This window comes from Streptomyces sp. NPDC086554, assembly GCF_040686095.1.
Classification (GTDB): Bacteria; Actinomycetota; Actinomycetes; order Streptomycetales; family Streptomycetaceae; genus Streptomyces.
The window spans coordinates 39985-61691 of sequence record NZ_JBFBJK010000034.1 but is presented as its reverse complement, the minus strand read 5'-3'; the positions used below and the strand labels follow the sequence as shown (position 1 = coordinate 61691).

Sequence of the window (21707 nt, the reverse complement as noted above, 5' to 3'; positions counted from 1 at the left end):
TCACAGCAGGACGCCGATCCCCATCGCCGCGGCGACCACGAGCAACAGGCTGCCGAAGACGCGCTGCAGCGTGCCGGGGGAGACCTTCGTGCTCAACCGCCTGCCGTCCCAGGCGCCCAGGACCGCCGTCGCGATGAACGGCATGATCAGCGCCCAGTCCAGCGTGACGGCGGTGGTCGCCCTGGCGGCGAGGGCCACCAGGGCGTTGGCGATGATGACCAGCAGGCTGGTGCCCACGGCCGCACTCATCGGTACGGCGAGCGCGGCCACCAGGGCGGGCACGGCGAGGAAACCACCGCCGACCCCGAGGAACCCGGTCACCGCCCCGAGTCCGGCGCCCGCTCCCGCCGCACGGGGCACCGACACCGTCACGCCCTCCGCCGGCGTCCCTCGGCGCAGCATGCGCAGCGCGGCGAGCACCGCGAGGCCGGCGAAAGCCAGGGTGAGCGCGGTGGCGGGGATGCGCGCGGACAGAACTCCTGCCGCGGCGGCGGGCAGCAGCCCGGCCGCGGCGAACACCAGACCGGCCCGCCAGCGCACCGCTCCCGCCCGGGCATGGGCCACCAGCGCGGCGAGCGAGGTGACGATCACGATGACCAGGCTGGCGGTGGTGGCCTCGGCCGGGCTGAAGCCAAGCAGGTAGATCAGGGCCGGGACGGTCAGGATGCTGCCGCCCGCCCCGAGCGTTCCCAGGGCCAGACCGACCAGAGCCCCGGCGATCAGGGCGAGTATCGGGGCGGTCATATGACGGTGCCCGCAGCCCCGCGCGCGTCCTGACCGCCGGGCCCGCGCCCGGCCTCGTAACTGCGGGGTCCGCGCCCGACTTCGTACACCTCATGGGCATGGAGCGGCGTCCTCGTACATGTCCGCGTCGGGCGCTGCGCCCGCGCGGAAGGAGCGCGGCCGGGGCCGCGTGGGGAGATGGGCATGGTCGTGTTCCTCGGTAGCTCCTCATGTGCCGGGTCGCCGCCCGGCACACAAGGTTGTGCGGTCAGTTCCGGGCGGGCGTGACGAGGGTGAGGCCGGCGTCGGCGGCGGCCGCGTAGCCGTCGTCGACGGCCACCACCGCACGCCCGGCCGCGTCCAGGACGGAGGCGGCGATCGCGGCGCGCATGCCACCGGCGCAGTGCACCCACCGGGCCCCGGTGAGGCGGGTAAGCTCCCGACCTCCGGTCACGTAGTCGTTGTGCACATGCGTCTCGGCGACCACCCGGTCGATGTCGCGCGGCGGGTCCACCACGACCACCGACCGGGCCCCGCCCGCCAGATAGCTCCGGTTGCCCAGACCCTCGGTCTCCAGGACATCGGCAAAGAACACGGCACACTCCCTCGTCACACTTTTTACCCCCCGGGGTATCTCTCCTTCACGGTAACAGAAATACCCAGGGGGGTATTTTCGGCCAGGTCGTGTGCGCCGCACGCCACCCCTGTGACTCCCGCCCGGCCCCGACCCTTCGTATGTGAACTCCCTTGACTTCGCGCGCACTTCAACGCCGAGACTCCACCTCGACGCCCGGCGCGAGGGACGCGACGGGCACGGGAGGGGAACCCGCATGAAGTACCGCACCATCGGCAGCAACCCGGCGACCCGGCGCGAGGTCAGCGTCCTGAGCCTGGGTGCGATGCTGTTCGGCACGGCCACGGACGAGAAGACGGCGTTCGCGATCCTCGACCGATATGTCGAGGCGGGCGGCACGTTCATCGACACGTCCGACAACTACGCGTTCTGGTTCACGGGCAGCCGCGGCGGCGAGAGCGAGAACGTGCTCGGCAACTGGCGGCTCAGCCGCGGCGTCGGCGAGGAGATCGTCATCGCGACGAAGCTGGGCGCGAGCCCGCTCGCGCCCGGCACCGGCTACGTCGACAACCCCGAGGGGCTCTCCGCGGCCGCGATCCGGGCCGCCGTGGCGGGCAGCAAGCGGCGGCTCGGCGTCGACAAGCTCGATGTCCTGTACGCGCACATCGAGGACCCCGAGGTCGAACTGGCCGAAACGGTCGGGGAGTTCGGGGCCCTGGTGAACGAGGGCTCGGTCGGCCTGCTCGGCGTCTCCAACCACTGGGCCTGGAAGGTGGAACGGGCGCGCGCCATCGCGAAGGCGGCGGGGCTGCCCGCGTACGAGCTCCTCCAGTACCAGCACAGCTATCTGCGCCACCGCACCGACCTGCCGAGCCCGCTGTCGCCGGACGGTGACCTCGGCACGGCCGACGGCAACCTCCTCAGCCTGCTCCGCGCCGAGCGGGACGAGCTGACCCTGGTCGCGTACTCACCGCTCCTCGGCGGCGCCTACGTCCGCGACGACAAGCCCCTGGGAGCGGGTCACGACCACGGCAGCGCGGCGGCACGGCCCGCGGCGCTGCGCGAGGTGGCGAAGGACGCCGGGGCGACCGTCAACCAGGTCGTCCTCGCCTGGCTCATCGGCGCCGAGGTCCCGGTGATCCCTCTGGTCGGAGCGTCGTCGGTGGCGCAGCTCGACGAGAGCCTGGCTGCGGTGGACCTGGAGCTGACGCCGCAGCAGCGGGAGCGGCTGGATACGGCGCGCTGGAGCGGCGGTTGAGCCGGGGCGGCGTGAGCAGGGTCAGTGCGGCCGCGACGGCGGTGGCGGCGAAGGCCGTGGGGAGGCCCTGGTGATCGGCGAGTTGGCCGAGCAGGGCCGGGCCGGTGATGGTGCCGAGGCCGAGCGCGAGGACGGCGGCCGTGAAGCCGGGCGTTGGGCGGTCGGGAAAGACGCGGTAGCTCCACACGGCGAGGAGCCCGGAACCCGCCATGAAGCAGGACCCGTAGAGGAAGGCGGACAGGAGGGCCGCGGGCAGGGAGACGCCGGAGAAGTGCGTCGCGGTCAGCAGGGCCGCGGCCGCGGCGAGGCCCGCGAACAGGCCGCGGTGCACGCGGCGCAGTCCGAAGCGGGCGATGGCGGGCCCAGTCAGGACGCCGAGCGTGCCCGCCAGGCCGATCAGCGTCCAGAACAGAGGCGCGGTCGCCGCGGAGCTCGTGCCCACATGGTCGGAGACCGCCTCGGCGGCGAAGGCCCAGTAGACGGCGCCGACAAGACCGTAGGAGAAGGCGGTCGTGTAGAGGGGGAGTGCTGGGCGTCGGGCGAGCCAGCCGAGGCCCGGCCGCGCGGATGGCTGCCCCGCGGCGGCGTCGGCCCGGTCCGTCGCTGGGTGCGGGCGGCCGCCGTCGGGCAGGATGCGGGCGTTGGCGAGTGTGGCCAGGAGTGCCGCGGCGGCGAAGGCGAGCCAGATGTGGCGCCAGCGCCCGCCCTGGGCGGCCAGTGTCAGCGGTCCCGCCAGGGCCACGGCGAAGGCGGTGCCGGTGGCGATCGCCCCCATGGCCCGTTCGCGCTGGTCCGGGGCGAGGGTGCGGTCCACCGCGTCGGAGTACGGGGCCCACACCCACCCCGGGCTCGTCCCGGCCAGGACAAGACCGGCGGTCAGCGTGAGCGGCCCGTTGGCGCAGGCCACCAGCGCCATTCCGCCTGCCGCCGACAGACCGCCCGCGACGACCAAGGGGCGCGGCCCAAGCCGGGTGACCAGGGCGCCGACAAGCAGCAGGGCGGCGATGTAGCCGAGGTAACTGGCGCTGGCGATGAGTCCGACCAGGGAGAGGGGCAGGTCGAAGGCGCGCCGGAATTCCGGCAGGAAAAGACCGTAGCCGTAGCGGGCGAAGCCGAAGGTGACACCGACCGCGGCCATACCGGCCAGGCTGACCCGCCACTGCACGGGCATCCGCCCCGCCCGTTGCTCCTGCTTCATGACCTGCCGCCTCCCTGGCTGTCTGTGCTCGCAGTGATCAGCCTGCGGCGCGGCCCTCGCCCCAACCAGTGGCGTGAACGTCATGGTCCACTAGATTTACGACATGGCATCCGACCGGCAGGCACGCACCTCCCACCTCGCACACACCTCTCGCCCCGCACGCCCCTCCGCCCCTGCACTCCGCGTGGCCGTCGCCCTCCTCTCGCCGTCCTCCCTCTTCGAACTGGCCGTGCCCTGCGCGGTGTTCGGCCAGGACCGGGGAGAGATCCCGTCCCCGGGATACGACTTGGCGTTGTGCCAGACCGTGCCGGGCCCGCACCACGCCGCAGGCGGGCTGCGCCTCGAGAGCTCCCACGGCCTGGAGACCATGGCCGAGGCGGATCTGGTGATCGTCCCCGCGTGTGTGATGGGGGAGTACGAGCCACCGGCCCCGCTCCTCGACGCGCTGCGGGCGGCGCACGCGGGCGGGGCGCGCGTGGCATCGCTGTGCTCGGGGGTGTTCGTCCTGGCGGCAGCCGGTCTCCTGGAGGGCCGCGAGGTGGCCACCCACTGGATGTACGCCGACGAACTGCGCCGCCGTCACCCGGAGGTGAAGGTCAACGACCGGGCCCTGTACATCGACGACGGCGACATCCTGACCAGCGCGGGCACCGCCGCCGCGATCGACCTGTGCCTGCACATCGTGCGCCGTGACCACGGCGCGGCGGTCGCGGCGGAGGTGGGCCGGCGGATGGTGGTGGCCCCGCACCGCGAGGGCGGCCAGGCGCAGTACGCCCGCCCCAGGACCGCCGCCGCGACTCCGCCCGCTCCGGGTGCGGGACTCGCCCCGGTCCTGGACTGGGCGCTCGCCCGGCTGCACGAGCCCCTTGCCATCGCCGATCTCGCGGGCCGAGCGGGCATGAGCGTACGCACCTTCGAACGCCACTTCGCCCGCGAGGTGGGCACCACTCCGTTGCGGTGGCTCAACCAGCAGCGCGTCACCTACGCCCGCACCCTGCTCGAGACCACCGACCTGCCGGTCGACACCGTCGCCGAACGCAGCGGCCTCGGTACGGGGGACGGCCTGCGGCAGCACTTCCATCGTCTGATGGGCACAACCCCGGCCGCCTACCGGCGCACCTACCGGGGCACCCCCGGCTGACGGGCGTTCCGGCGCTCCTCTCCGCGGGCCGGGCCGCTCACCGCGTCGGTGATCGGGGCGACGGCCGTGTCGGCGGCCCGCACCCAGCGCGGCCCTTGCGGCCCGTACACGGCACGGGGCTCCGGGAACGCCGTGAGCAGGAGGAGGTGGACGATCGCCGCCACGGCCGCGCCCAGCGGCAGGCTGATGTCGGCGCCGTCCGTGAGGTCGCCGCCCGGCCCGACGAACTGGCCGGGGATGTTGGTGAACAGCACCCCGGTCACCGCGCCGGTCCACCAGGCCGACATGCCCCGCCAGTTCCAGCCACGCGTGAACCAGTAGCGCCCTCCGCGCTGGCGGCGGGTGAAGACCTGGAGCGCCTCGGGGTCGTACCAGCCGCGCCGGGTGACATAGCCGAGCATCATGACGATCATCCACGGCACCGTGCAGGTGATGATCATCGTGGCGAAGGTGGAGATCGCCTGGACGAGGTTGAAGCCGAATCGTCCTACGAAGATGAACGCGATGGACAGTACGCCGATCAGGACGGTGGCGCGGACCCGGCTGAGCCGCGGGAAGACCGAGGAGAAGTCGAGGCCGGTGCCGTACAGCGCGGTCGTCCCGGTCGACATGCCGCCGATCAGCGCGATCAGGCAGACCGGCAGGAAGTACCAGCCGGGCGCGATCGCCAGCAGCCCGCCGACGAAATTGGGGGCGGCCGGGTCCAGATACTTCGGGGCCCGCTCGGCGATGATCGCCGCGGTCGCCAGGCCGAAGCCGAACGGCAGCACCGTGGCGAGCTGTGAGAGGAACGCCGCGCCCATCACCTTGCGGCGCGGCGTCTCGGCCGGGATGTAGCGGGCCCAGTCGCCCAGGAAAGCTCCGAAGGAGACCGGGTTGGACAGCACGATCAGCGCGGCGCCGATGAAGGAGGGCCAGTACAGGTCCTGGGTGGCACGGTCGGCGTCCGGGGTGAAGATCCCGGCGTACGAAGGATCGAAGTCACCGGCGAAGGCGAAGAGGCCCAGGACGAACAGCAGGGTTGCGGCGATGACGGCGACCTTGTTGACGAGCAGCATGAAGCGGAACCCGTGGACGCACACGGCGAGCACAAGCACGGCGAAGACGGCGTACGCGCAGCCGTACGCGAGGTCGCTCTCCGGCACGCCGAGCAGCCGGTGCGCCCCGCCGATGAGCGCGTCGCCCGAACTCCACACCGACAGCGAGAAGAACGCCACGGCGGTGAGCAGGGAGAGGAAGGACCCGACGATCCTGCCGTGCACCCCCAGATGCGCCGACGAGGAGACGGCGTTGTTCGTGCCGTTGCGCGGCCCGAAGACCGCCATCGGGGCGAGCAGCAGGGCGCCGGTGAGCAGCCCGAGCAGCATCGCCGCCAGCCCCTGCCAGAAGGAGAGCCCGAACAGGATCGGGAACGCGCCGAGCACACACGTGGCGAAGGTGTTCGCGCCACCGAACGCAAGCCGGAACAGATCGAGCGGCCCGGCGCTGCGATCCGCGTCCGGGATGCGCTCGACCCCATGCGTCTCGACCTCGGTGACGGACGGCGGCGAATCCTTGGACACAGGCAGCTCCCTGGATGGCGGCAACACGGCGCGCGAGGTGCGGTGTTGGAATTCCAGGGAACGTAGACGCCGCAGGCCACACCGCACCAGTGCCGGATTCGCACTGCCCGGAGCGGCGCGACGGACGATTCGCACACTCACCGAGCGGGGTCATCGACCCGCGAAGCCGCCGCGCGGGCACGGCGCCGGGATCACCCGGCAGCAGCAGCGAGTTCGCGGACCACGCTCATGTCGTCGAAGGGCAGGAGCAGTTCACCGACGATCTGGTGGGGCTCGCTGCCCTTGCCCGCGACCAGGACGACATCGCCGGGACGCGCGGCGGACAGCGCGCACGCGATCGCCGCGCGGCGGTCGGCCACGCGGTGGAACGGCGTCGCGGTGGACATCAGGCCGGGGACGATCTGGTCCAGGATGCGCTCCGGGTCCTCGTCGCGCGGATTGTCCGTGGTGAGGACGCACAGGTCGGAGTGGCGGCCGGCGATCTCTCCCATCAGGGCACGTTTCGTGGTGTCACGGTCGCCGCCGCAGCCGAAGACGGTGATCACCGCCCCGGTGGCGAAACCGCGGATCGTGGCGAGGACCTTCTCCAACGAGTCGGGGGAGTGCGCGTAGTCGACGATCACACACACGCCCCGCGCGGTGGTGAAGCGCTCCAGCCGGCCCGGAGTCGGCGGCATCCGGTCCAAGGCCGCGACAAGCGCCGGGAGTTCATGCCCGAGAAGATGGCACACCGCGAGGGCGGCAAGCGCGTTGGACACCGAGAAACGGCCCGGGACCGGGATCGCGGCCGGATACTTGCGGCCGTCGTGATGGAGCGTGAAGCGGCTGCCCACCGCATCCACGACCAGATCGCTCGCCCGGTAGTCGGCCGGCGCGTCCAGGCCGTAGGTGGTCACCGCGCGCGGCATCAGGGCCAGGATCTCGGCACTGACGGGGTCGTCGGCGTTGACCACCGCACGGTCGCACAGCCCGCCGAACAGGCGCAGCTTGGCGTCCTTGTAGTGCGCCATGGTCCCGTGGTCGTCCAGGTGATCCTGGGTGAGATTGGTGAACACGCCGATGTCGACGGGCACATGGTCGAGGCGGCTCTGCACCAGACCCATGGACGTCGCCTCAAGGACCACGCTGCCCGTGTCCCGGTCACGCATGTGCCCGAGGAGGTAGTGGAGGTCCGGCGACTCCGGGGTGCTCAGCACCGACCGCGGCATCGGGATCCGCTCCTGACCGATCCGGCTGCCCGAGGTGCCGATCACCCCCACCTTCGCGCCCTCCGCGAGACGAAGAGCCGACTCGACCATGTACGAGACCGAGGTCTTGCCGTTCGTACCGGTGATCGCCACGACATCCATCGCACGCCCGGGCTCCCCGTAATAGCGGGAGGCGACGAGCGAGGCCGCGACCCGCGTGTCGGCCACCCGCACCACGCACGCCTGCCCGGCCGCCCAGCCCTCCGGCACCCCGCCCTCCGGCACCCCGCCCTCCGGCGCCCCGCCGTCCTCGACGAGAACCGCCACCGCTCCCCGCTCCAGGGCCCGCGTGATGCCCCCGGGCCCGCCCTCCTCGTGCCCGGGAACGGCGATGTACAGCGAGCCGGACCTGACCTGCCCGGCGTCGAAGGTCATTCCCTCGGTGACCGGCACTCCCGGGTCACCGTGCAGAACGTCGTGGTCGTGCCCATGGAGCAGTGCGCTGAGATTCATATGTGTCCCCTCGAAGGCGGCCGGCGGCACGCCGCGCAGGCCCGGCCGGACGGGCGAGGGCAAGGGCGACGGTGAACCGGAATCCGCGGTGTGACGCGTTGGGCGAGCGGGCCCCGCAGGGGGATATCTGCGTGCGGGCCGAGGGCCGGGACGGCCGAGGATCGCTACCTGTGTGCCGCACGGCCGGCCGGTCGCGTCGGACGGGATCCGGGCCGTGGAGGGCTGACCACAGGTGGCCGGGCGGAGCAGGGGCCTGCCCGACACCGCTTCAGTGTACGTCCGCCACGACTCGCCGCCGCCGCGTCGGAAACCCGCTGGTTCCGGGGCTCCCGACCTTCCTACGATCACGACCGGTTCATCCGCCGATGCCGCACATCACACCCCTGCCGTGCAGGGAAAGGACCGCAGTGACACAGACCGAGGACACCGTTCACCTGCTCCGCGAGACGTTCGGCGCGGACCTCGTAGGCGTCTATCTGTACGGCTCTGCCCGGCTCGGCGGATTGCGCCCGTACAGCGACGTCGATGTGTTCGCCGTCGTGGAGCGGCCGCTCTCGGCCCGGCAGCGGCGGCGGCTCGTCGAAGGGCTCCTTGACGTCTCCTCGTGGCCGCCGCGGGGCGAGACCGTGCGGCCCGTCGAGCTGACCGTCGTCGTGCGGCGCGAGGTCGGCCCGTGGAGGTACCCGCCGCGGTGCGAGTTCCAGTACGGGGAGTGGCTGCGCGAGGAGTACGAGCGCGGGCGGCTGCCGTCGCCGGTGCCGAGCCCCGATCTCGCACCCCTGATCACGATGGTGCTGATGGCCGCCACGCCCTTGGCCGGACCGCCGCCGGGTGAGGTGCTTGCCCCCGTCCCGCGTGCGGACCTCACGCGCGCGATGCTCGCCGGCGTACCGGACCTGCTCGCGGACATCGCGAACCTCGCGGACCTCGCGGCCGACACCCGCAACGTCGTCCTCACGCTGGCCCGGATCTGGCTGACCCTGGCGACCGGGACCATCACGTCCAAGGACGCCGCGGCGGACTGGGCCCTCGCCCGGCTCCCGGAGGAACACCGGCCCGTGCTCGCCCACGCACGCGCCGTGTACGTCACGGGGGAGAGGGAGCGCTGGGCGAACTACAGCCGCTGGTGGGCCCCTGGGCCGCATACATCACCGAAGTGATCGAGGAACTGGCCGCGGCGGGCAGCGAATGACATGCCTGGTAGTACATGTCTCTCAACTGCCGTTGTCCGCAGCCCTCTTGACGTGAATCCGTCACTCGGTATGGTCTAGTTCAACGGCGGCAGGGGTCATTCCGGATAGCCGCAGCTCCGGTGTGCCGGTGCGCTCCTGGCCGCTCAACCCCCACCCCACGGCAGACGGCCGTGCCCCCGGCATGCCCCGGTCCGCCCGATGAGTGATCGCTCATGCGTCCCCGTGTACTCGCCGCCACGCTGACCGCGACGGCGTCCGCCGCCGCCCTCACCCTGCTGACCATCGCCCCCAACGCCTCCGCGGAGAAGTCGGACGCGAAGGAGCGGGCCGCCGCCGAATTCATCGTCAGCGAGGCCCAGTTCAACCAGATGTTCCCGAACCGGAACTCCTTCTACACCTACAGCGGCCTCACGGACGCGCTCAGCGCCTATCCCGAGTTCACCGGGACCGGCAGCGACACCGTACGCAAGCAGGAGGCCGCGGCCTTCCTGGCGAACGTCAGTCACGAGACGGGCGGATGACAACGAGCCGACCGCTACGGGTTCGGCCACGGGCCCGGAGGAAACGACGCCATGAGGACGGCGACCGGCGATCTTCCGGACCACGCATCGCGCCATGCCAGTCACCGCGCAGAGCGCAAAGGCCGGACAACTGGAACAGTCCGCCCAGGAGCCGCCCGCGAGCGAAGTTCGTCGCGATCTCGACCCTCGAACATGACGCCGTGATAGGGGAGTTCGAAACGACGTGGCCCCCAGGCCCGGGGACCCGGTATCTTCCCCTCTCCGACCAGCCGTAATTCGAAAATTCGAACGGCAGCCGCCAACCCCCGGAGAGCGACCCCCTCATGACCACCCGGCAAGCAACGACGACCCTGTGGCGCCCGACGGGCCCCAAGGAGCTGGACCTGGTCCGCGAGCTGAACTGGCGCGCCTGGCCGCCCCGCCTGCCCGAGCAGCCGATCTTCTACCCGGTCCTCAACGAGGACTACGCGATCAGGATCGCGCGGGACTGGAACGTGAAGCACGACGGAGCCGGTTTCGTCACCCGCTTCGAGGTCGACACGGACTTCGTCAGCCGTTACCCCGTCCAGCGGGCCGGCGGCCGCACGATCCTCGAACTGTGGGTGCCGGCCGAAGAGCTCGACGACTTCAACGCCCATATCGTCGGCGAGATCCAGCTGATCCACGAGTTCCACTGAGGCCACCGACGTGACCTTGCTCGACGTCCTCGTCGACTTCGCCCGCACCGGCATCGGAATTCACCTGTGGCCCGGCTCGACCGCGAAACTCCCGCCGCTGGTCCTGCCGGACTCCGAGGCGTACGAGGCCACGACTCTGCGGGAGGAGCTGACCGCGGCGCTCGACGCCGCCGACTGCCGCCACGAGGCTGACAGCGCCCTCACGTTCGGGCGCCAGTCGAGCCTCGTCTTGCCCGAAGGCGAGCCACCTACGCCGGGTGCTCCTGGCCCTGGGCGTTCGGGCACCTCACCGCGAGGGCCGCGATGTCGTCGTCGAGCCTTCCGCCGCTGTAGTGAAGCAGGTCCCGGTGAAGCCGGTCGAGCAGCTCGCGGGGCTGCTCCGGGCCCTGCCGCCGCATCCAGTCCGGCAGCGGGAAGAACTCGCCGGTGCGGTCCCGGGTCTCCGATACGCCGTCGGTGTAGAGCAGCAGCTGGTCGCCTTGGGCGAAGGCCACGGTGTCGACGCAGTAGTAGTCACCAATGAGTGCTGCGAGGTTGAGAGGCGCCGAGGGGGTGGTGGGCTCCAGGACGCGGATCTTCCCGCGATGCGCAAGCAGTGGTGGAGGGTGCCCGCAGTTGAGAAGTCTGACGTGGCCGCCGCCGTGCGGGATCTCGGCGATGAGCGCGGTGGCAAAGTGCTCCGGCAGATCCGGGGCGAGAAACGCAGCGCTATGGCGGGCGATGCTGGTCTCCAGACGATGGACGATGCCCCTCAGGTCGGGCTCGTCGTACGCGGCCTCCCTGAAGCAACTGATCACCGCCGAGGCCGCCCCCACCGCGGACAGGCCCTTGCCCCGAACGTCGCCGATGAGCAGCCGGACCCCGTAGCGTGTGTCGGCCGCCTCATAGAAGTCGCCGCCGATCCGGGCCTGCTCTTGGGCCGCCAGATACAGCGACTCGATCTCGACGTCCTCGAAGCGGCGCGGCAGGGGGCGCAGCAGCACCTTCTGGGCTGCGTCGGCGACGAGCCGGACCTGGAAGAGTATTTCCTCCCGCTGGAGACGGACATGGCTTGCGTATGCGGCCGCCAGGGTGACTGCGACGATCGCGGCTGCCGTGTATTGCGTCCCCAGATCGGCGTAGAAGAAGCTGAGGCTGATCATGACCAACAGGCAGAACGCCCCCAGCAGGATCGTGGGAAGCACGGGCCACATGGCGGCGGCGAGGGCGGGGGCGGCGGGCAGAAGGCGACTGACGGCAATCTGCCTAGGTGTGGAGAACGCCAGGCCGGCGATGAGGACGGTAAGGATCACCGGTGACAGATGGGCAGCGTCCCACCTGTCGCCGTAGGGCGGACGACGGCGTCGCAGCCATCCGAACGTGATCACGAAATGCATCATATCGGTCGAAGTGGGCATTTATCCCTGCTGGGGTATGTACTCATGCGCGGCGATCGGCCGTCCAAGGTCCAGCCGGGTGGGGATCACTCCTCGGGCGGGCCCTGGCCGCTCCGGATCGCCAGTGTTAGAAAGGTTGCATGGCGAGTCTTTTCGCCCGTTTTCGTCGCCTATTGCTCAGGCCACTTGTCAGCAAGAGTCCGCGAAGCGTAGCCGGGCAGGTGTTCGTGCTCCAGGTGGCCGTCGTAGTGCTGCTCGTGGCCTGCGCCGTCATTGCCCTCGTCCTGCAGTCCGAGCGGGACACCAACGAGGAGGCCAAGCGCCGTTCCGTAGCCGTGGCGCAGACCTTCGCGCACTCTCCCGGTGTCCTGGCGGCACTGCGGAGCCCCGACCCGACCAAGATTCTCCAGCCGCTCACCGAGGTGGGGCGCAAGGCCGCCGGCGTCGACTTCATCGTGGTCATGGACACCAAGGGCATCCGCTACACCCACCCCCTGCCGGACCGCATCGGCAAGCGGTTCGTGGGCACCATCGGACCGTCGCTGGCAGGGAAGGTCTACACGGAAAGCGTCCACGGCCCGCTCGGCCGCGAGGTGCAGGCCATCGTCCCCGTCGAGAACGCCGACAGCAAGGTGGTGGCCCTCGTCTCCGCCGGGCTGAAGGTCAAGAATGTGACCAATCAGGTGGACCGGCAACTACCGATCATCTTGGGCGCCGGGGCCGGGGCGCTCGCGGTGGCCACCGGCGGGACGGCGCTGGTGGGCAGGCGGCTGCGACGGCAGACCCACAGCTTGGCCCCGGACGAGATGACCCGGATGTACGAGCATCACGACGCGGTACTGCATTCCGTGCGCGAAGGGGTGCTCATCGTCGCCGGCAACGGACGGCTGCTGCTGGCGAACGACGAGGCCAAACGGCTCCTTGAGCTGCCCCCGGACGTCGAGGGGCGACTCGTGTCGGAACTGTCGAGCCTCGACCCCGAGACAGTGGGTCTGCTCGTCTCCGGACGCGAGGTCACCGACGAGGTGCACTTCGCCGGAGAGCGGCTCCTTGCGGTCAACCAGCGGCCGACGGATCGCGGCGGAGGCCCCAAGGGAACGGTGGTGACGCTGCGCGACTCCACCGAGCTGCAGGCCGTGACCGGCAAGGCCGAGATCGCACGGGAACGGCTCAAGCTGCTGTACGACGCCGGACTCGGCATCGGCACCACCCTGGACGTGCGTGGCACCGCCGAGGAGCTGGCACAGGTCGCCGTCCCTCGCTTCGCCGACTTCGTCACCGTGGACCTGGCCGACGCCGTGCTGCAGGGCGAGGAGCCGGCCCCCGCCACACCGACCATGCGACGCACGGCCGTGTGCGGCATCCGGGACGACCATCCGCTCTATGAGAAGGGTCGGCTGATCGACTTTCTGCCCTCCACGCCCCAGGCGCGCGGCTACGGCAGCGGTCACTCCGAGCTGGTGGCCGACCTGTCGACCGCCACGGGCTGGCACGCACAGGACCCGGAGCGCACCAAGGAGATCATTGACTACGGCATCCGTTCCCTCATCGCCGCCCCGATCCAGGCCCGCGGCGTCGTCCTTGGCATGGCCAACTTCTGGCGCTCCGAGCAGCGCGAGCCCTTCGACGAGGAGGAACTGTCTCTGGCGGAGGAACTGGTGGCCCGTGCCGCGGTCGGCATCGACAACGCCCGCCGCTACACCCGCGAACACGCCGTGGCGGTCACCCTCCAGCGCAGCCTGCTGCCGCGGGCCCTGCCCGAGCAGAGCGCCCTCGACGTCGGCTACCGCTACCTCCCCGCCCAGTCGGGCGTGAGCGGAGACTGGTTCGATGTGATTCCCCTGCCGGGGAGCCGGGTGGCGCTGGTCGTCGGCGATGTGGTCGGCCACGGCCTCCACGCAGCCGCCACGATGGGGCGGCTGCGGACCGCGGTGCACAACTTCTCCACACTCGATCTGCCGCCCGACGAGCTGCTGAGCCACTTGGACGACCTGGTCGGCCGCATCGACCAGGACGAGGTGGGGACTGACAGTGCCGCGGGCGTCGTGGGGGCCACCTGCCTGTACGCGATCTACGACCCCGTGACGCGCCGCTGTGTCATGGCGCGTGCGGGGCACCTGGCGCCCGCACTCGTCCACCCCGACGGCACCGTCACCTTTGCGGACCTGCCGACCGGGCCTCCTCTCGGCCTCGGCGGCATGCCGTTCCGGACCGCCGAGCTGGAGCTCGCGGAGGGCGCCCAGCTCGTCCTCTACACCGACGGCCTCATCGAGGACCGCAGGCGCGACCTGGACGTGGGAATGGAACTGCTGCGTGATGCGCTGGCGGGCCACCCTGACCGGCCGCCCGAGGAGAGCTGCCAGGCCGTGCTGGCCGAGCTGCTGCCCGGGCGTCCCCAGGACGACGTCGCCCTGCTCATCGCCCGCACCCGGGGACTGCCGTCCGACCGGATCGCCGACTGGGATGTGCCGCTCGACCCGGCCGCCGTCGCGGGGATGCGCGACGCCGTGTCCCAAAAGCTCGACGAGTGGGGCCTGTCCGAGCTCGGCTTCAGCATGGAACTCGTCCTGAGTGAGCTCATCACCAACGCCATCCGCTATGGCTCCGAGCCGATCCACGTACGGCTGATCCACGACCGTACGCTGATCTGCGAGGTGGCCGACGGCAGCAGCACCTCACCGCATCTGCGGTACGCCGCGACGACGGACGAGGGAGGCCGGGGCCTGTTTCTGGTGTCCCAGATAGCCGAGCGCTGGGGGACCCGGTACACCCCCCAGGGCAAGGTGATCTGGGCCGAACAGACACTGCCGGGGGCCACGGCACATGGACAGTGAACGCGATCCTGTACCAGAACGAAGGTGATCCGACGCGGCCCATGGACTGGAAGACGCCCAACTTGCGGCAGGTTGGGCCGAACTCCATCGCACAGCCGAGCAGGCGCCGTGAGCGATCAGGCCGAGTTCGGCCATCAGCCGGGCGCCTGTGCCCGTACTGCCGGGTTCCGTTACCGGCAGCATCTCGTCGTCGTTCACGGCAACCTGCTGTTGCTCTCCGCAGAGGATTCACCTGGCCGTGGCCGACCTGATGGCCTGCCGCCTCATCGGCCGGGGCGTGAGTTCGTCTTCCTGGCACGGCGCCCGGAGAACGGCGCGAGCCGACCGCCGCGTGCCTGAACATCGCTACCGTGCAGGCGTGATCGGTTCCACGCTGCCTCTCCTCTTCCTCGACGTCGACGGCCCGCTCATTCCCTTCGGAGCGACCCGGCAACAGCTTCCCGACGGATACCCGACGTACGACAGCGGATTCGCGCCCGCGATGGCGGACGCGAACCCGCTGATCACCAGGATCGATCCGGCGCACGGCCGCCGCCTGCGGGCGCTGCCCTGCGAACTGGTGTGGGCCACGACATGGATGTCCGACGCCAACGACTGCGTCGCACCCTGGCTCGGCCTGCCCGAACTCCCCGTGGTGAGCTGGCCGGAGCCGTCCGACGATGACGAGGCGGGTGGGCTCCACTGGAAGACCCGCGCCTTGGTTGGCCGGGCGGCCGGGCGGCCCTTCGCCTGGGTGGACGACGAGATCACGGACGCCGACCGCGCGTGGGTGGAGGCGCACCACCCGCGGCCCGCCCTGCTGCATCGTGTCGATGCCCGAATCGGCCTCACCGACGCGGACTTCACTGTCCTCGACAAGTGGCTTCGCCTGCACGGAGGTTGAGGGGGTCCGTCACAGCGGCAGCGGGCGTTCCTGCACCACGTGCTTCATGACGAGCGTGGAGCTGAGCCGCATCACTCCGGGCAGGGTGGCCAGCTTCTCGTCGTACAGCCGCTGGAAGGCGGGCAGGTCGGGGCTGACGATGCGCAGCAGGAAGTCGGGGTCGCCGAAGAGCCGCTGGGCCTGCACCACGTAGGGGATGTCCGCGACGGCCGCCTCGAAGTCGGCGACGGTGTCCCGGTCCTCCTGGCGCATGGTGACGAAGACGAGCGCCTCGAACGTCAGACCCACCTGCTGGGTGTTGAGGATCGCGCGGTAGCCGCGGATGGCGCCGCTGCGCTCCAGCTCGCGCAGCCTGCGGTGGCAGGGCGAGAGGCTGAGCCGTACGCGGGCGGCGAGCTCGGTGACGGTCAACCGGCCGTCGTCCTGGAGCTCGGCAAGAATCTTCCGGTCCACATCATCCATGGGGGAGATTCTTCCACGACATACCGCCCTGGCGATCATACTTGGAAACATCTTTGGTCAAATCGGAACTAATCTTCTCTGTGCACCGCGACTCGATCGCACATCAATCGCGCTCATAGGAGAAGTGTTTCCGTGGCCATCAGCACCATCACCGCCTTCTGGGCGGTGTCCGTCCTCCTCATCCTGGTCCCGGGCGCGGACTGGGCGTACGCCATCACGGCCGGCCTGCGCGGAGGCTCGGTGGTGCCGGCCGTGAGCGGTCTGGTGCTCGGTTACGTGGCGTTGACCGCCGTGGTCGCGGGCGGGGTGGCCGCCGCGGTGGCGAGCAGCCCCGGCGTGCTCACGGCGCTGACCGTGACCGGCGCCGCGTACCTGATATGGCTGGGCGCCTCGGCCCTGGCCCGGCCCGGAACACCCGGTGAGGCGACGGACGCATCGGGGGTCCCGGAGGGCGCCACCGGCGGCGCGTCCCGGGCTGCCGGGATTCTCAAGGGGGCGGGCATCAGCGGTTTGAACCCCAAGGCCCTGCTGCTCTTCCTCGCGATACTCCCGCAGTTCACCACCCCTGCCGCAGACTGGCCGCTGGCCGCCCAGCTCGGCGCGCTCGGCATGGTGCACACACTCAGCTGCGCGGTGGTCTACCTCGGCGTGGGCGTCCTGGCCCGCACCGTCCTGCGGGCCCGTCCCGCCGCAGCCCGTGCCGTCACCCGCGCCTCGGGCGCGGCCATGATCCTGATCGGCGTGCTCTTGATGGCCGAACGCCTGGCCGCATAAGGGCCGAGCCCGCTGCCTTACGGTGCTGCCATGGCAGACATCTACGAAGTCGCGGTCGCTCTGGACCTGGGAGGCGACCTCTCCGAGGGGGAGATCGCGGAGCTCCAGTGGCACCTCGGGGCGGGGCCGGAGCCGGGGAGGCTGGGCATCGTGCGCGAATTCCCGGTCGTGGTGGTGAACGACTTCGGTGAGCCCGTCGTGGAGAACGAGCCGGCGCCCCTCCTGGCCGGCCGCGGTGCGGCATGGAAGGTCGGCGGCGTGCTCACCTCCGAGCTGGTCCGGCAGGCGGACGGGTGGGCCCTGACCGCCCGGCAGGAGGTCCACCCGGACGACTGGGACCGGCTCGGTGAACTGCTGGGCTGGCTTGCGGTCAGGGCGAGTGACCGCCACCAGCGGGCCGACGGCTCCGTCCATGTCGGATCGATCCGGTTCTACGAAGCGGACAAGGCCGAGCCGCTCACGGTTCGGGGCGGCAGAACCGCCTGGCCGGAAGGCATCTGACCCCGGCCGACGGGCCGCTCCGGCCCCCATCGCCGCCACAGCGAAGGGGCGTAACGTAATAAACGGGGCGCAAAGGCCATGCCGTTCTGAGGAGGGACCATGACACTGGACCCCGTGCGGCAGGAAGAATTCGCCGGCCTGATGGTCGACGTGCTCAACAAGGGGGTGCTTGCCCTCCTTGTCAGCACCGGTCACCAGGCCGGCCTTTTCGACACGATGAGTACGCTGCCGCCCTCCACCAGTGACGACATAGCCAAGGCGGCGCAGCTCGACGAACGTTACGTACGCGAGTGGCTCGGCGGCATGGTTCTGGGTGGTGTCGTGGAGTACGAGCCGGACGGCGAGACGTACCTGCTGCCGCCCGAGCATGCCGCGTCGCTCACCACGGCCGCAGGACCCGACAACATCGCCGGGATGACGCCCTACATCGGGCTGATGGGCGAGGTGGAGCAGCAGGTCCTCAAGGCCTTCCGCGAGGGCGGCGGAGTCCCGTACTCGGCCTACCCCCGCTTCCAGGAACTCCAGGCGCAGGAGACGGCCCGTGTGTACGACGCGGCCCTCGTCGACACGGTCATCCCGCTCGTCCCCGGCCTCACCGAACAGCTGAGCAAGGGCATCGATGCCCTGGACGTGGGCACCGGCCAGGGGCACGCCCCGCTCGTCCTGGCCAAGGCGTTCCCGCGCAGCCTCTTCCACGGCCTCGACCAGTCCGAGGAAGGCATCGCGGCCGCCCGCGAGGAGGCCGAACGCCTTTCCCTGGACAACGTCCACTACACGGTCGGCGACGCGACACAGATCACGGGACGCTACGACCTGGTGACCGCCTTCGACGTCATCCACGACCTGGCCCGGCCTCAGGAGACCCTGAACGCCATCGCCGCCTCGCTCCGCGACAGCGGCACGTTCCTGATGTGCGACATCGCCGCGTCCAGCAAGCTGGAGGAGAACCTCGACCACCCCTTCGGGCCCGCCCTCTTCGGCTTCTCGGTCTTCTACTGCATGACCACGTCGCTGAGCACCGGCGGCGCGGGACTCGGCACCATGTGGGGCGAGCAGACCGCACGGCGGATGCTCGCGGAGGCCGGCTTCACCGACGTACAGATCAAGTCGATCGAAGGTGACCCGCTCAACGCCTACTACGTGGCGCGGACCGTCGCCGCCTGACCGGTCGGGTCCCGCTAGCGGCTCGCCTGCGTGATGCCGTCGGCGAGTTGGCCGGTCACGCGGAGGATGCCCTGCCCGAGCTCGGTGGGGGCGATGAGGATGCCGAGCACGAGGACGATGACGACGGTGAGCCGTTCGTCGTTGCGGCTTCTGGCCTCGGTGCGGCGCCGGAGTCGTACGACGACGATGATCGCCAGAAGCACCGCCACGTTGATGGTCAGCACCGCGTCCCCCCTCACCCGCGCGGCAGCCACGCTCGGGGGTGCCTGCCGTCCCGCGGCCCGTCGTCCTCCTGCCGTGCTTCCTGTGTAGGTCACAACGTGCTGCGGCACGGGCCGTTCGGGAGCGGATGACGCTAAAACGCCCCTGTCCGACCCGAATGGTTGGTTCCCGGTGGGAGTGATGGAATTCCTGTTGAGCGGAGTCCCGTTGAGGAATCCGTTGAAGGGAACTCCGGTGAAGGAAGAAGGGACGGCAAGCATGCCGAACAGCGCTCTCCTGGTGATGGACGTCCAACGGGACATCGTCGCCATGGCCGACGACGGCTCCGGATATCTGACCCGCCTGCGGCGGGCGATCGACGGTGCCCGCGCGGCGGACATACCCGTGATCTACGTGGTCATCGCGCTGCGGCGAGGCACGCCCGACGTCAGCCCGCACAACCGCGCGGTCACCTCCGCCGTGCAGGCCGGTCTGTTCACCGAGGGCGACCCCGGCACCGGCATCCACGACGACGTCGCGCCGCGGCAGGGCGACATCGTGGTCACCAAGCGGCGGGGAAGTGCGTTCTCGGGCAGCGACCTCGACCTGGTGCTCAGGACACGTGGCATCGACAGCCTCGTCCTCACGGGCATCGCCACCAGCGCCGTGGTGCTGTACACCCTGTGCCAGGCCAATGACCTGGACTTCGGTCTCACGGTGCTGCACGACGCCTGCCTCGACCTCGACCCCGAGGCGCACAGTTTCCTCACCGAGAAGCTGTTCCCGCAGTGGGCGGACGTCGTCGCCGTGGAGGACTGGGTGAAAGCCGTCGCGGCGGATCAGCCGCGCAGCAGGGCGAGTTGATGCCGGACGGCGGTGGTGATCCGGCGCTCGTCGTCCGTGGCGAGGAGGTCGAGCAGAGCGCCCCGGAGCACCGCAAGGGCCAGGGTGCGGCGGGCGGCACCCTCTTCGGTGTCGCGCTCGGAGGGCGGTTGGCAGGCGGCCAGGACATCGAGCCAGTCCGTCACGGTCGTACGGGCGAACCCGGCCCACGCCCCGTCGGGTTCCACGAGGGAGCGGGCATACGCCTCGGCCCACAGCCGCAGCAGCGGACGGTGCTCGTCGGCGGCGAGCCACCTCCACACCTCGTCGACCGCCGGAACAAGCCCGATGGGCCGGTCGGCCGCCCTTACGCGGTCCAGGAGCGCCAATTCGTCGGTGCGGGCCCGCTCGAGGAGCGCCCGCACCAGCCCGTCCTTGTTGCCGAACAGGAACATCAACACCCGAGTGCTGGAGCCGATGGCCTCGGCCAGCGGCCGCAGCGACAGGTCGGCCAGGCGTGACACGAGTGTGTCAGTAGCTGTTGGTGATCGACTGGAATGGGAGAGGGAGCGATGTCGCGCCGAGGCCCTCAGCGGCACATCGTCGTGCGCCGCGCCGACCGTCCAGGAGACCTGGGCTGGGTGGTGATGGCCCACGGCGAGATCTACGACCAGCAGTTCGGCTGGAACACCGACTTCGAAGTTCTGGTGGCCAAGATCGTCGCCGACTACGGAACCAAGCACGACCCGGCCACGGAGGCGGCCTGGATCGCCGAGGTCGACGGTGAGCGCGCGGGCTGCGTCTTCCTGGTCGCAGGCGACCAACCGGGCGTGGCCAAGCTCCGCATCCTGCTCGTCACTCCGGCCGCGCGGGGCCTCGGCCTCGGCGCCCGTCTCGTCGAGGAATGCCTGGCCTTCGCCCGCGAGGCGGGCTACCGGCAGGTGACGCTGTGGACCAACGACGTGCTGGTGTCGGCGCGCAAGATCTACGAGCACTTCGGCTTCACCCTCACCGACCAGGCGCCCCACCACAGCTTCGGCCACGACCTCGTCGGCCAGAACTGGTCCTTGGATCTGCAGGACGACCCGGCGGGAGAGCCCCGCTGAACCGCCGACGGGCTCATGTCAGTCCTTGAGCGAGTGCCCCGTACCGCTGAGCGCCTCGCCGAGGACGCGAACCGCCTTCGGGCCGACCCCGTGCATCGCCAGGAGTTCCCCGGAGCTCAGCTCGGCGACCTGGGCGAGCGTCGTGATGCCGACGGCGCTGAGCGCCCTCGTGGCGGGACCTCCGATGGCCCTGGGCAGATCACCGACCTCGCCCGCGTTCGCGCCGTCCCCGGCGGTAGTCTGCGCCGCGAGCCGCTTCGGCGCCCGCGCGATCCAGGCGCGACGTACCCAGTGGTTGAGCTGCTGACCGTTGATGTCCCCGAGCGGGATGCGTACGCCGACTGCCGTCGCGCCGCGCGTCAGCCGCTCCGCGGTCGGGTGCGCCGCAAGGACCTCGTCCGACTCCGCGGCGGGGACGTGGAGTTGGACGAAGTTGTCCTTGTCTGCCGCGGCGAAGCGCTTGTCGCGCACGGCGAACGAGATCACGCCGGGGCGAACGCCCTGCTCGACGGTCTCGGGGAGGGACAGCGCGGCCTTGCGCAGCTGGGCGAGAGTCGTCATGAACCCACCTTGGCACGCCGGCGGAGGCGAAGGGCGGCCGAGCCGACCGCTACAGCGGAACGCGCGCGACCAGGGCGGCGAGCAGCGCACAGGCCGCTGCCGCCATCCAGAAGCGCGGGGCGCGGAAGTCGTCGAGGGCCGTGCGCGGGGTGCCGGCCTTGCGGAGGGCCTTCTCCACGAGCGGGGCGATGCCCACCGCCACGTACACCCTGAGCGCCGTCTCCACCAGGGGCAGGCCGCCGTCGGGCGGCAGCAGAAGGAAGGCGAGGGCGAACCCGGCGGTGACGGCCGACTCCAGCATCCAGCCGCGGCCGCGCCGCACGACCAGCAGGGCCTGGATGGCAAGGAGCAGGAGGAATGCGGCCTGGAACACGATCACGGAAACGTCCTTGCTGCCGGAAGCGGCACTGTTGTCGTAGGCAGACAAGATCCCCGATCACCGATCGCCTTGTCACCGGCAGCAGGGAAACCTCCAT

General features: G+C 70.7%; 20 protein-coding genes and 3 pseudogenes. 12 read left to right on the top strand and 11 right to left on the bottom strand.

Annotated features, from left to right (window positions below; all coding sequences use genetic code 11):
• Nucleotides 1-744, bottom strand: coding sequence for a sulfite exporter TauE/SafE family protein (locus AB0O76_RS38505; protein ID WP_365501430.1), 744 nt, complete (start codon nt 742-744; stop codon nt 1-3).
• A 373-nt stretch (nt 745-1117) separates the two neighbouring features.
• Nucleotides 1118-1318: pseudogene (locus AB0O76_RS38500) on the bottom strand (MBL fold metallo-hydrolase); the annotation flags it as partial.
• 235 nt (nt 1319-1553) lie between these two features.
• Between AB0O76_RS38500 and AB0O76_RS38495 the strand changes: the two are divergent.
• Entirely contained in the window at nt 1554-2555 is a 1002-nt protein-coding gene (locus AB0O76_RS38495) for an aldo/keto reductase (protein ID WP_365501428.1), read from the top strand.
• 31 nt (nt 2556-2586) lie between these two features.
• Here AB0O76_RS38495 and AB0O76_RS38490 read toward each other — a convergent pair.
• Nucleotides 2587-3693, bottom strand: a pseudogene (locus AB0O76_RS38490) (MFS transporter); the annotation flags it as partial.
• A 163-nt stretch (nt 3694-3856) separates the two neighbouring features.
• Between AB0O76_RS38490 and AB0O76_RS38485 the strand changes: the two are divergent.
• Nucleotides 3857-4894, top strand: a complete 1038-nt coding sequence (locus tag AB0O76_RS38485; protein WP_365501426.1) for a helix-turn-helix domain-containing protein — start codon at nt 3857-3859, stop codon at nt 4892-4894.
• Here AB0O76_RS38485 and AB0O76_RS38480 read toward each other — a convergent pair.
• Together AB0O76_RS38480 and AB0O76_RS38475 are read right to left on the bottom strand one after the other, a co-directional pair.
• Nucleotides 4873-6456 carry a cytosine permease gene (locus AB0O76_RS38480; RefSeq protein ID WP_365501424.1) on the bottom strand — a complete coding sequence of 528 codons (1584 nt, stop codon included), beginning with the start codon at nt 6454-6456 and terminating at the stop codon, nt 4873-4875. The two genes, AB0O76_RS38485 and AB0O76_RS38480, sit on opposite strands and share 22 nt — an antisense overlap.
• 191 nt (nt 6457-6647) lie before the next feature.
• A complete protein-coding gene (locus tag AB0O76_RS38475; RefSeq protein ID WP_365501422.1) occupies nt 6648-8156 on the bottom strand; it encodes a UDP-N-acetylmuramoyl-L-alanyl-D-glutamate--2,6-diaminopimelate ligase in 1509 nt (502 codons plus the stop codon).
• A 407-nt stretch (nt 8157-8563) separates the two neighbouring features.
• On the opposite strand from AB0O76_RS38475, the gene AB0O76_RS38470 reads away from it, so the two are divergent.
• From AB0O76_RS38470 to AB0O76_RS38460, 3 genes and pseudogenes are all read left to right on the top strand, one after another.
• Entirely contained in the window at nt 8564-9316 is a 753-nt protein-coding gene (locus AB0O76_RS38470; protein WP_365501420.1) for an aminoglycoside adenylyltransferase family protein, read from the top strand.
• A gap of 245 nt (nt 9317-9561) precedes the next feature.
• A pseudogene (locus AB0O76_RS38465) lies at nt 9562-9867 on the top strand (chitinase); the annotation flags it as partial.
• A gap of 326 nt (nt 9868-10193) precedes the next feature.
• Nucleotides 10194-10547 carry a hypothetical protein gene (locus AB0O76_RS38460; RefSeq protein WP_365501418.1) on the top strand — a complete coding sequence of 118 codons (354 nt, stop codon included), beginning with the start codon at nt 10194-10196 and terminating at the stop codon, nt 10545-10547.
• A gap of 248 nt (nt 10548-10795) precedes the next feature.
• Here AB0O76_RS38460 and AB0O76_RS38455 read toward each other — a convergent pair whose 3' ends face one another.
• Nucleotides 10796-11923 (bottom strand): PP2C family protein-serine/threonine phosphatase, encoded by a 1128-nt coding sequence (locus tag AB0O76_RS38455; RefSeq protein WP_365501467.1) that lies wholly within the window; start codon nt 11921-11923, stop codon nt 10796-10798.
• A 140-nt stretch (nt 11924-12063) separates the two neighbouring features.
• Between AB0O76_RS38455 and AB0O76_RS38450 the strand changes: the two genes are divergently transcribed.
• Together AB0O76_RS38450 and AB0O76_RS38445 are read left to right on the top strand one after the other, a co-directional pair.
• The gene (locus AB0O76_RS38450) at nt 12064-14757 is read left to right on the top strand and encodes a SpoIIE family protein phosphatase (RefSeq protein ID WP_365501416.1); all 2694 of its coding nucleotides are present in this window, start codon (nt 12064-12066) and stop codon (nt 14755-14757) included.
• Between the two features lie 358 nt (nt 14758-15115).
• The gene (locus AB0O76_RS38445) at nt 15116-15640 is read left to right on the top strand and encodes an HAD domain-containing protein (protein ID WP_365501414.1); all 525 of its coding nucleotides are present in this window, start codon (nt 15116-15118) and stop codon (nt 15638-15640) included.
• Nucleotides 15641-15649: 9 nt separating this feature from the next.
• Here AB0O76_RS38445 and AB0O76_RS38440 read toward each other — a convergent pair whose 3' ends face one another.
• Complete coding sequence (locus tag AB0O76_RS38440; protein ID WP_365501412.1) at nt 15650-16102, bottom strand: Lrp/AsnC family transcriptional regulator; 453 nt, start codon at nt 16100-16102, stop codon at nt 15650-15652.
• A gap of 132 nt (nt 16103-16234) precedes the next feature.
• On the opposite strand from AB0O76_RS38440, the gene AB0O76_RS38435 reads away from it, so the two are divergent.
• From AB0O76_RS38435 to AB0O76_RS38425, 3 genes are all read left to right on the top strand, one after another.
• On the top strand, nt 16235-16876 hold the full coding sequence (locus AB0O76_RS38435; RefSeq protein WP_365501410.1) for a LysE family transporter: 642 nt from the start codon (nt 16235-16237) through the stop codon (nt 16874-16876).
• A gap of 30 nt (nt 16877-16906) precedes the next feature.
• Complete coding sequence (locus AB0O76_RS38430) at nt 16907-17377, top strand: hypothetical protein (RefSeq protein ID WP_365501408.1); 471 nt, start codon at nt 16907-16909, stop codon at nt 17375-17377.
• 99 nt (nt 17378-17476) lie between these two features.
• Entirely contained in the window at nt 17477-18541 is a 1065-nt protein-coding gene (locus AB0O76_RS38425; RefSeq protein ID WP_365501406.1) for a class I SAM-dependent methyltransferase, read from the top strand.
• Nucleotides 18542-18555: 14 nt separating this feature from the next.
• On the opposite strand, the gene AB0O76_RS38420 is transcribed toward AB0O76_RS38425, so the two are convergent.
• Nucleotides 18556-18765 (bottom strand): hypothetical protein, encoded by a 210-nt coding sequence (locus AB0O76_RS38420; protein ID WP_365501404.1) that lies wholly within the window; start codon nt 18763-18765, stop codon nt 18556-18558.
• A 256-nt stretch (nt 18766-19021) separates the two neighbouring features.
• On the opposite strand from AB0O76_RS38420, the gene AB0O76_RS38415 reads away from it, so the two are divergent.
• The gene (locus tag AB0O76_RS38415) at nt 19022-19606 is read left to right on the top strand and encodes a cysteine hydrolase (RefSeq protein WP_365501402.1); all 585 of its coding nucleotides are present in this window, start codon (nt 19022-19024) and stop codon (nt 19604-19606) included.
• Here the strand turns inward: AB0O76_RS38415 and AB0O76_RS38410 are convergent.
• A complete protein-coding gene (locus AB0O76_RS38410; RefSeq protein WP_365501400.1) occupies nt 19582-20088 on the bottom strand; it encodes a TetR/AcrR family transcriptional regulator in 507 nt (168 codons plus the stop codon). The two genes, AB0O76_RS38415 and AB0O76_RS38410, sit on opposite strands and share 25 nt — an antisense overlap.
• Before the next feature lie 48 nt (nt 20089-20136).
• On the opposite strand from AB0O76_RS38410, the gene AB0O76_RS38405 reads away from it, so the two are divergent.
• The gene (locus AB0O76_RS38405; protein ID WP_365501398.1) at nt 20137-20670 is read left to right on the top strand and encodes a GNAT family N-acetyltransferase; all 534 of its coding nucleotides are present in this window, start codon (nt 20137-20139) and stop codon (nt 20668-20670) included.
• An 18-nt stretch (nt 20671-20688) separates the two neighbouring features.
• Here AB0O76_RS38405 and AB0O76_RS38400 read toward each other — a convergent pair whose 3' ends face one another.
• The gene (locus AB0O76_RS38400; RefSeq protein WP_365501396.1) at nt 20689-21231 is read right to left on the bottom strand and encodes a hypothetical protein; all 543 of its coding nucleotides are present in this window, start codon (nt 21229-21231) and stop codon (nt 20689-20691) included.
• Between the two features lie 49 nt (nt 21232-21280).
• On the bottom strand, nt 21281-21610 hold the full coding sequence (locus tag AB0O76_RS38395) for a hypothetical protein (protein WP_365501394.1): 330 nt from the start codon (nt 21608-21610) through the stop codon (nt 21281-21283).
• Nucleotides 21611-21707: the final 97 nt, after the last annotated feature.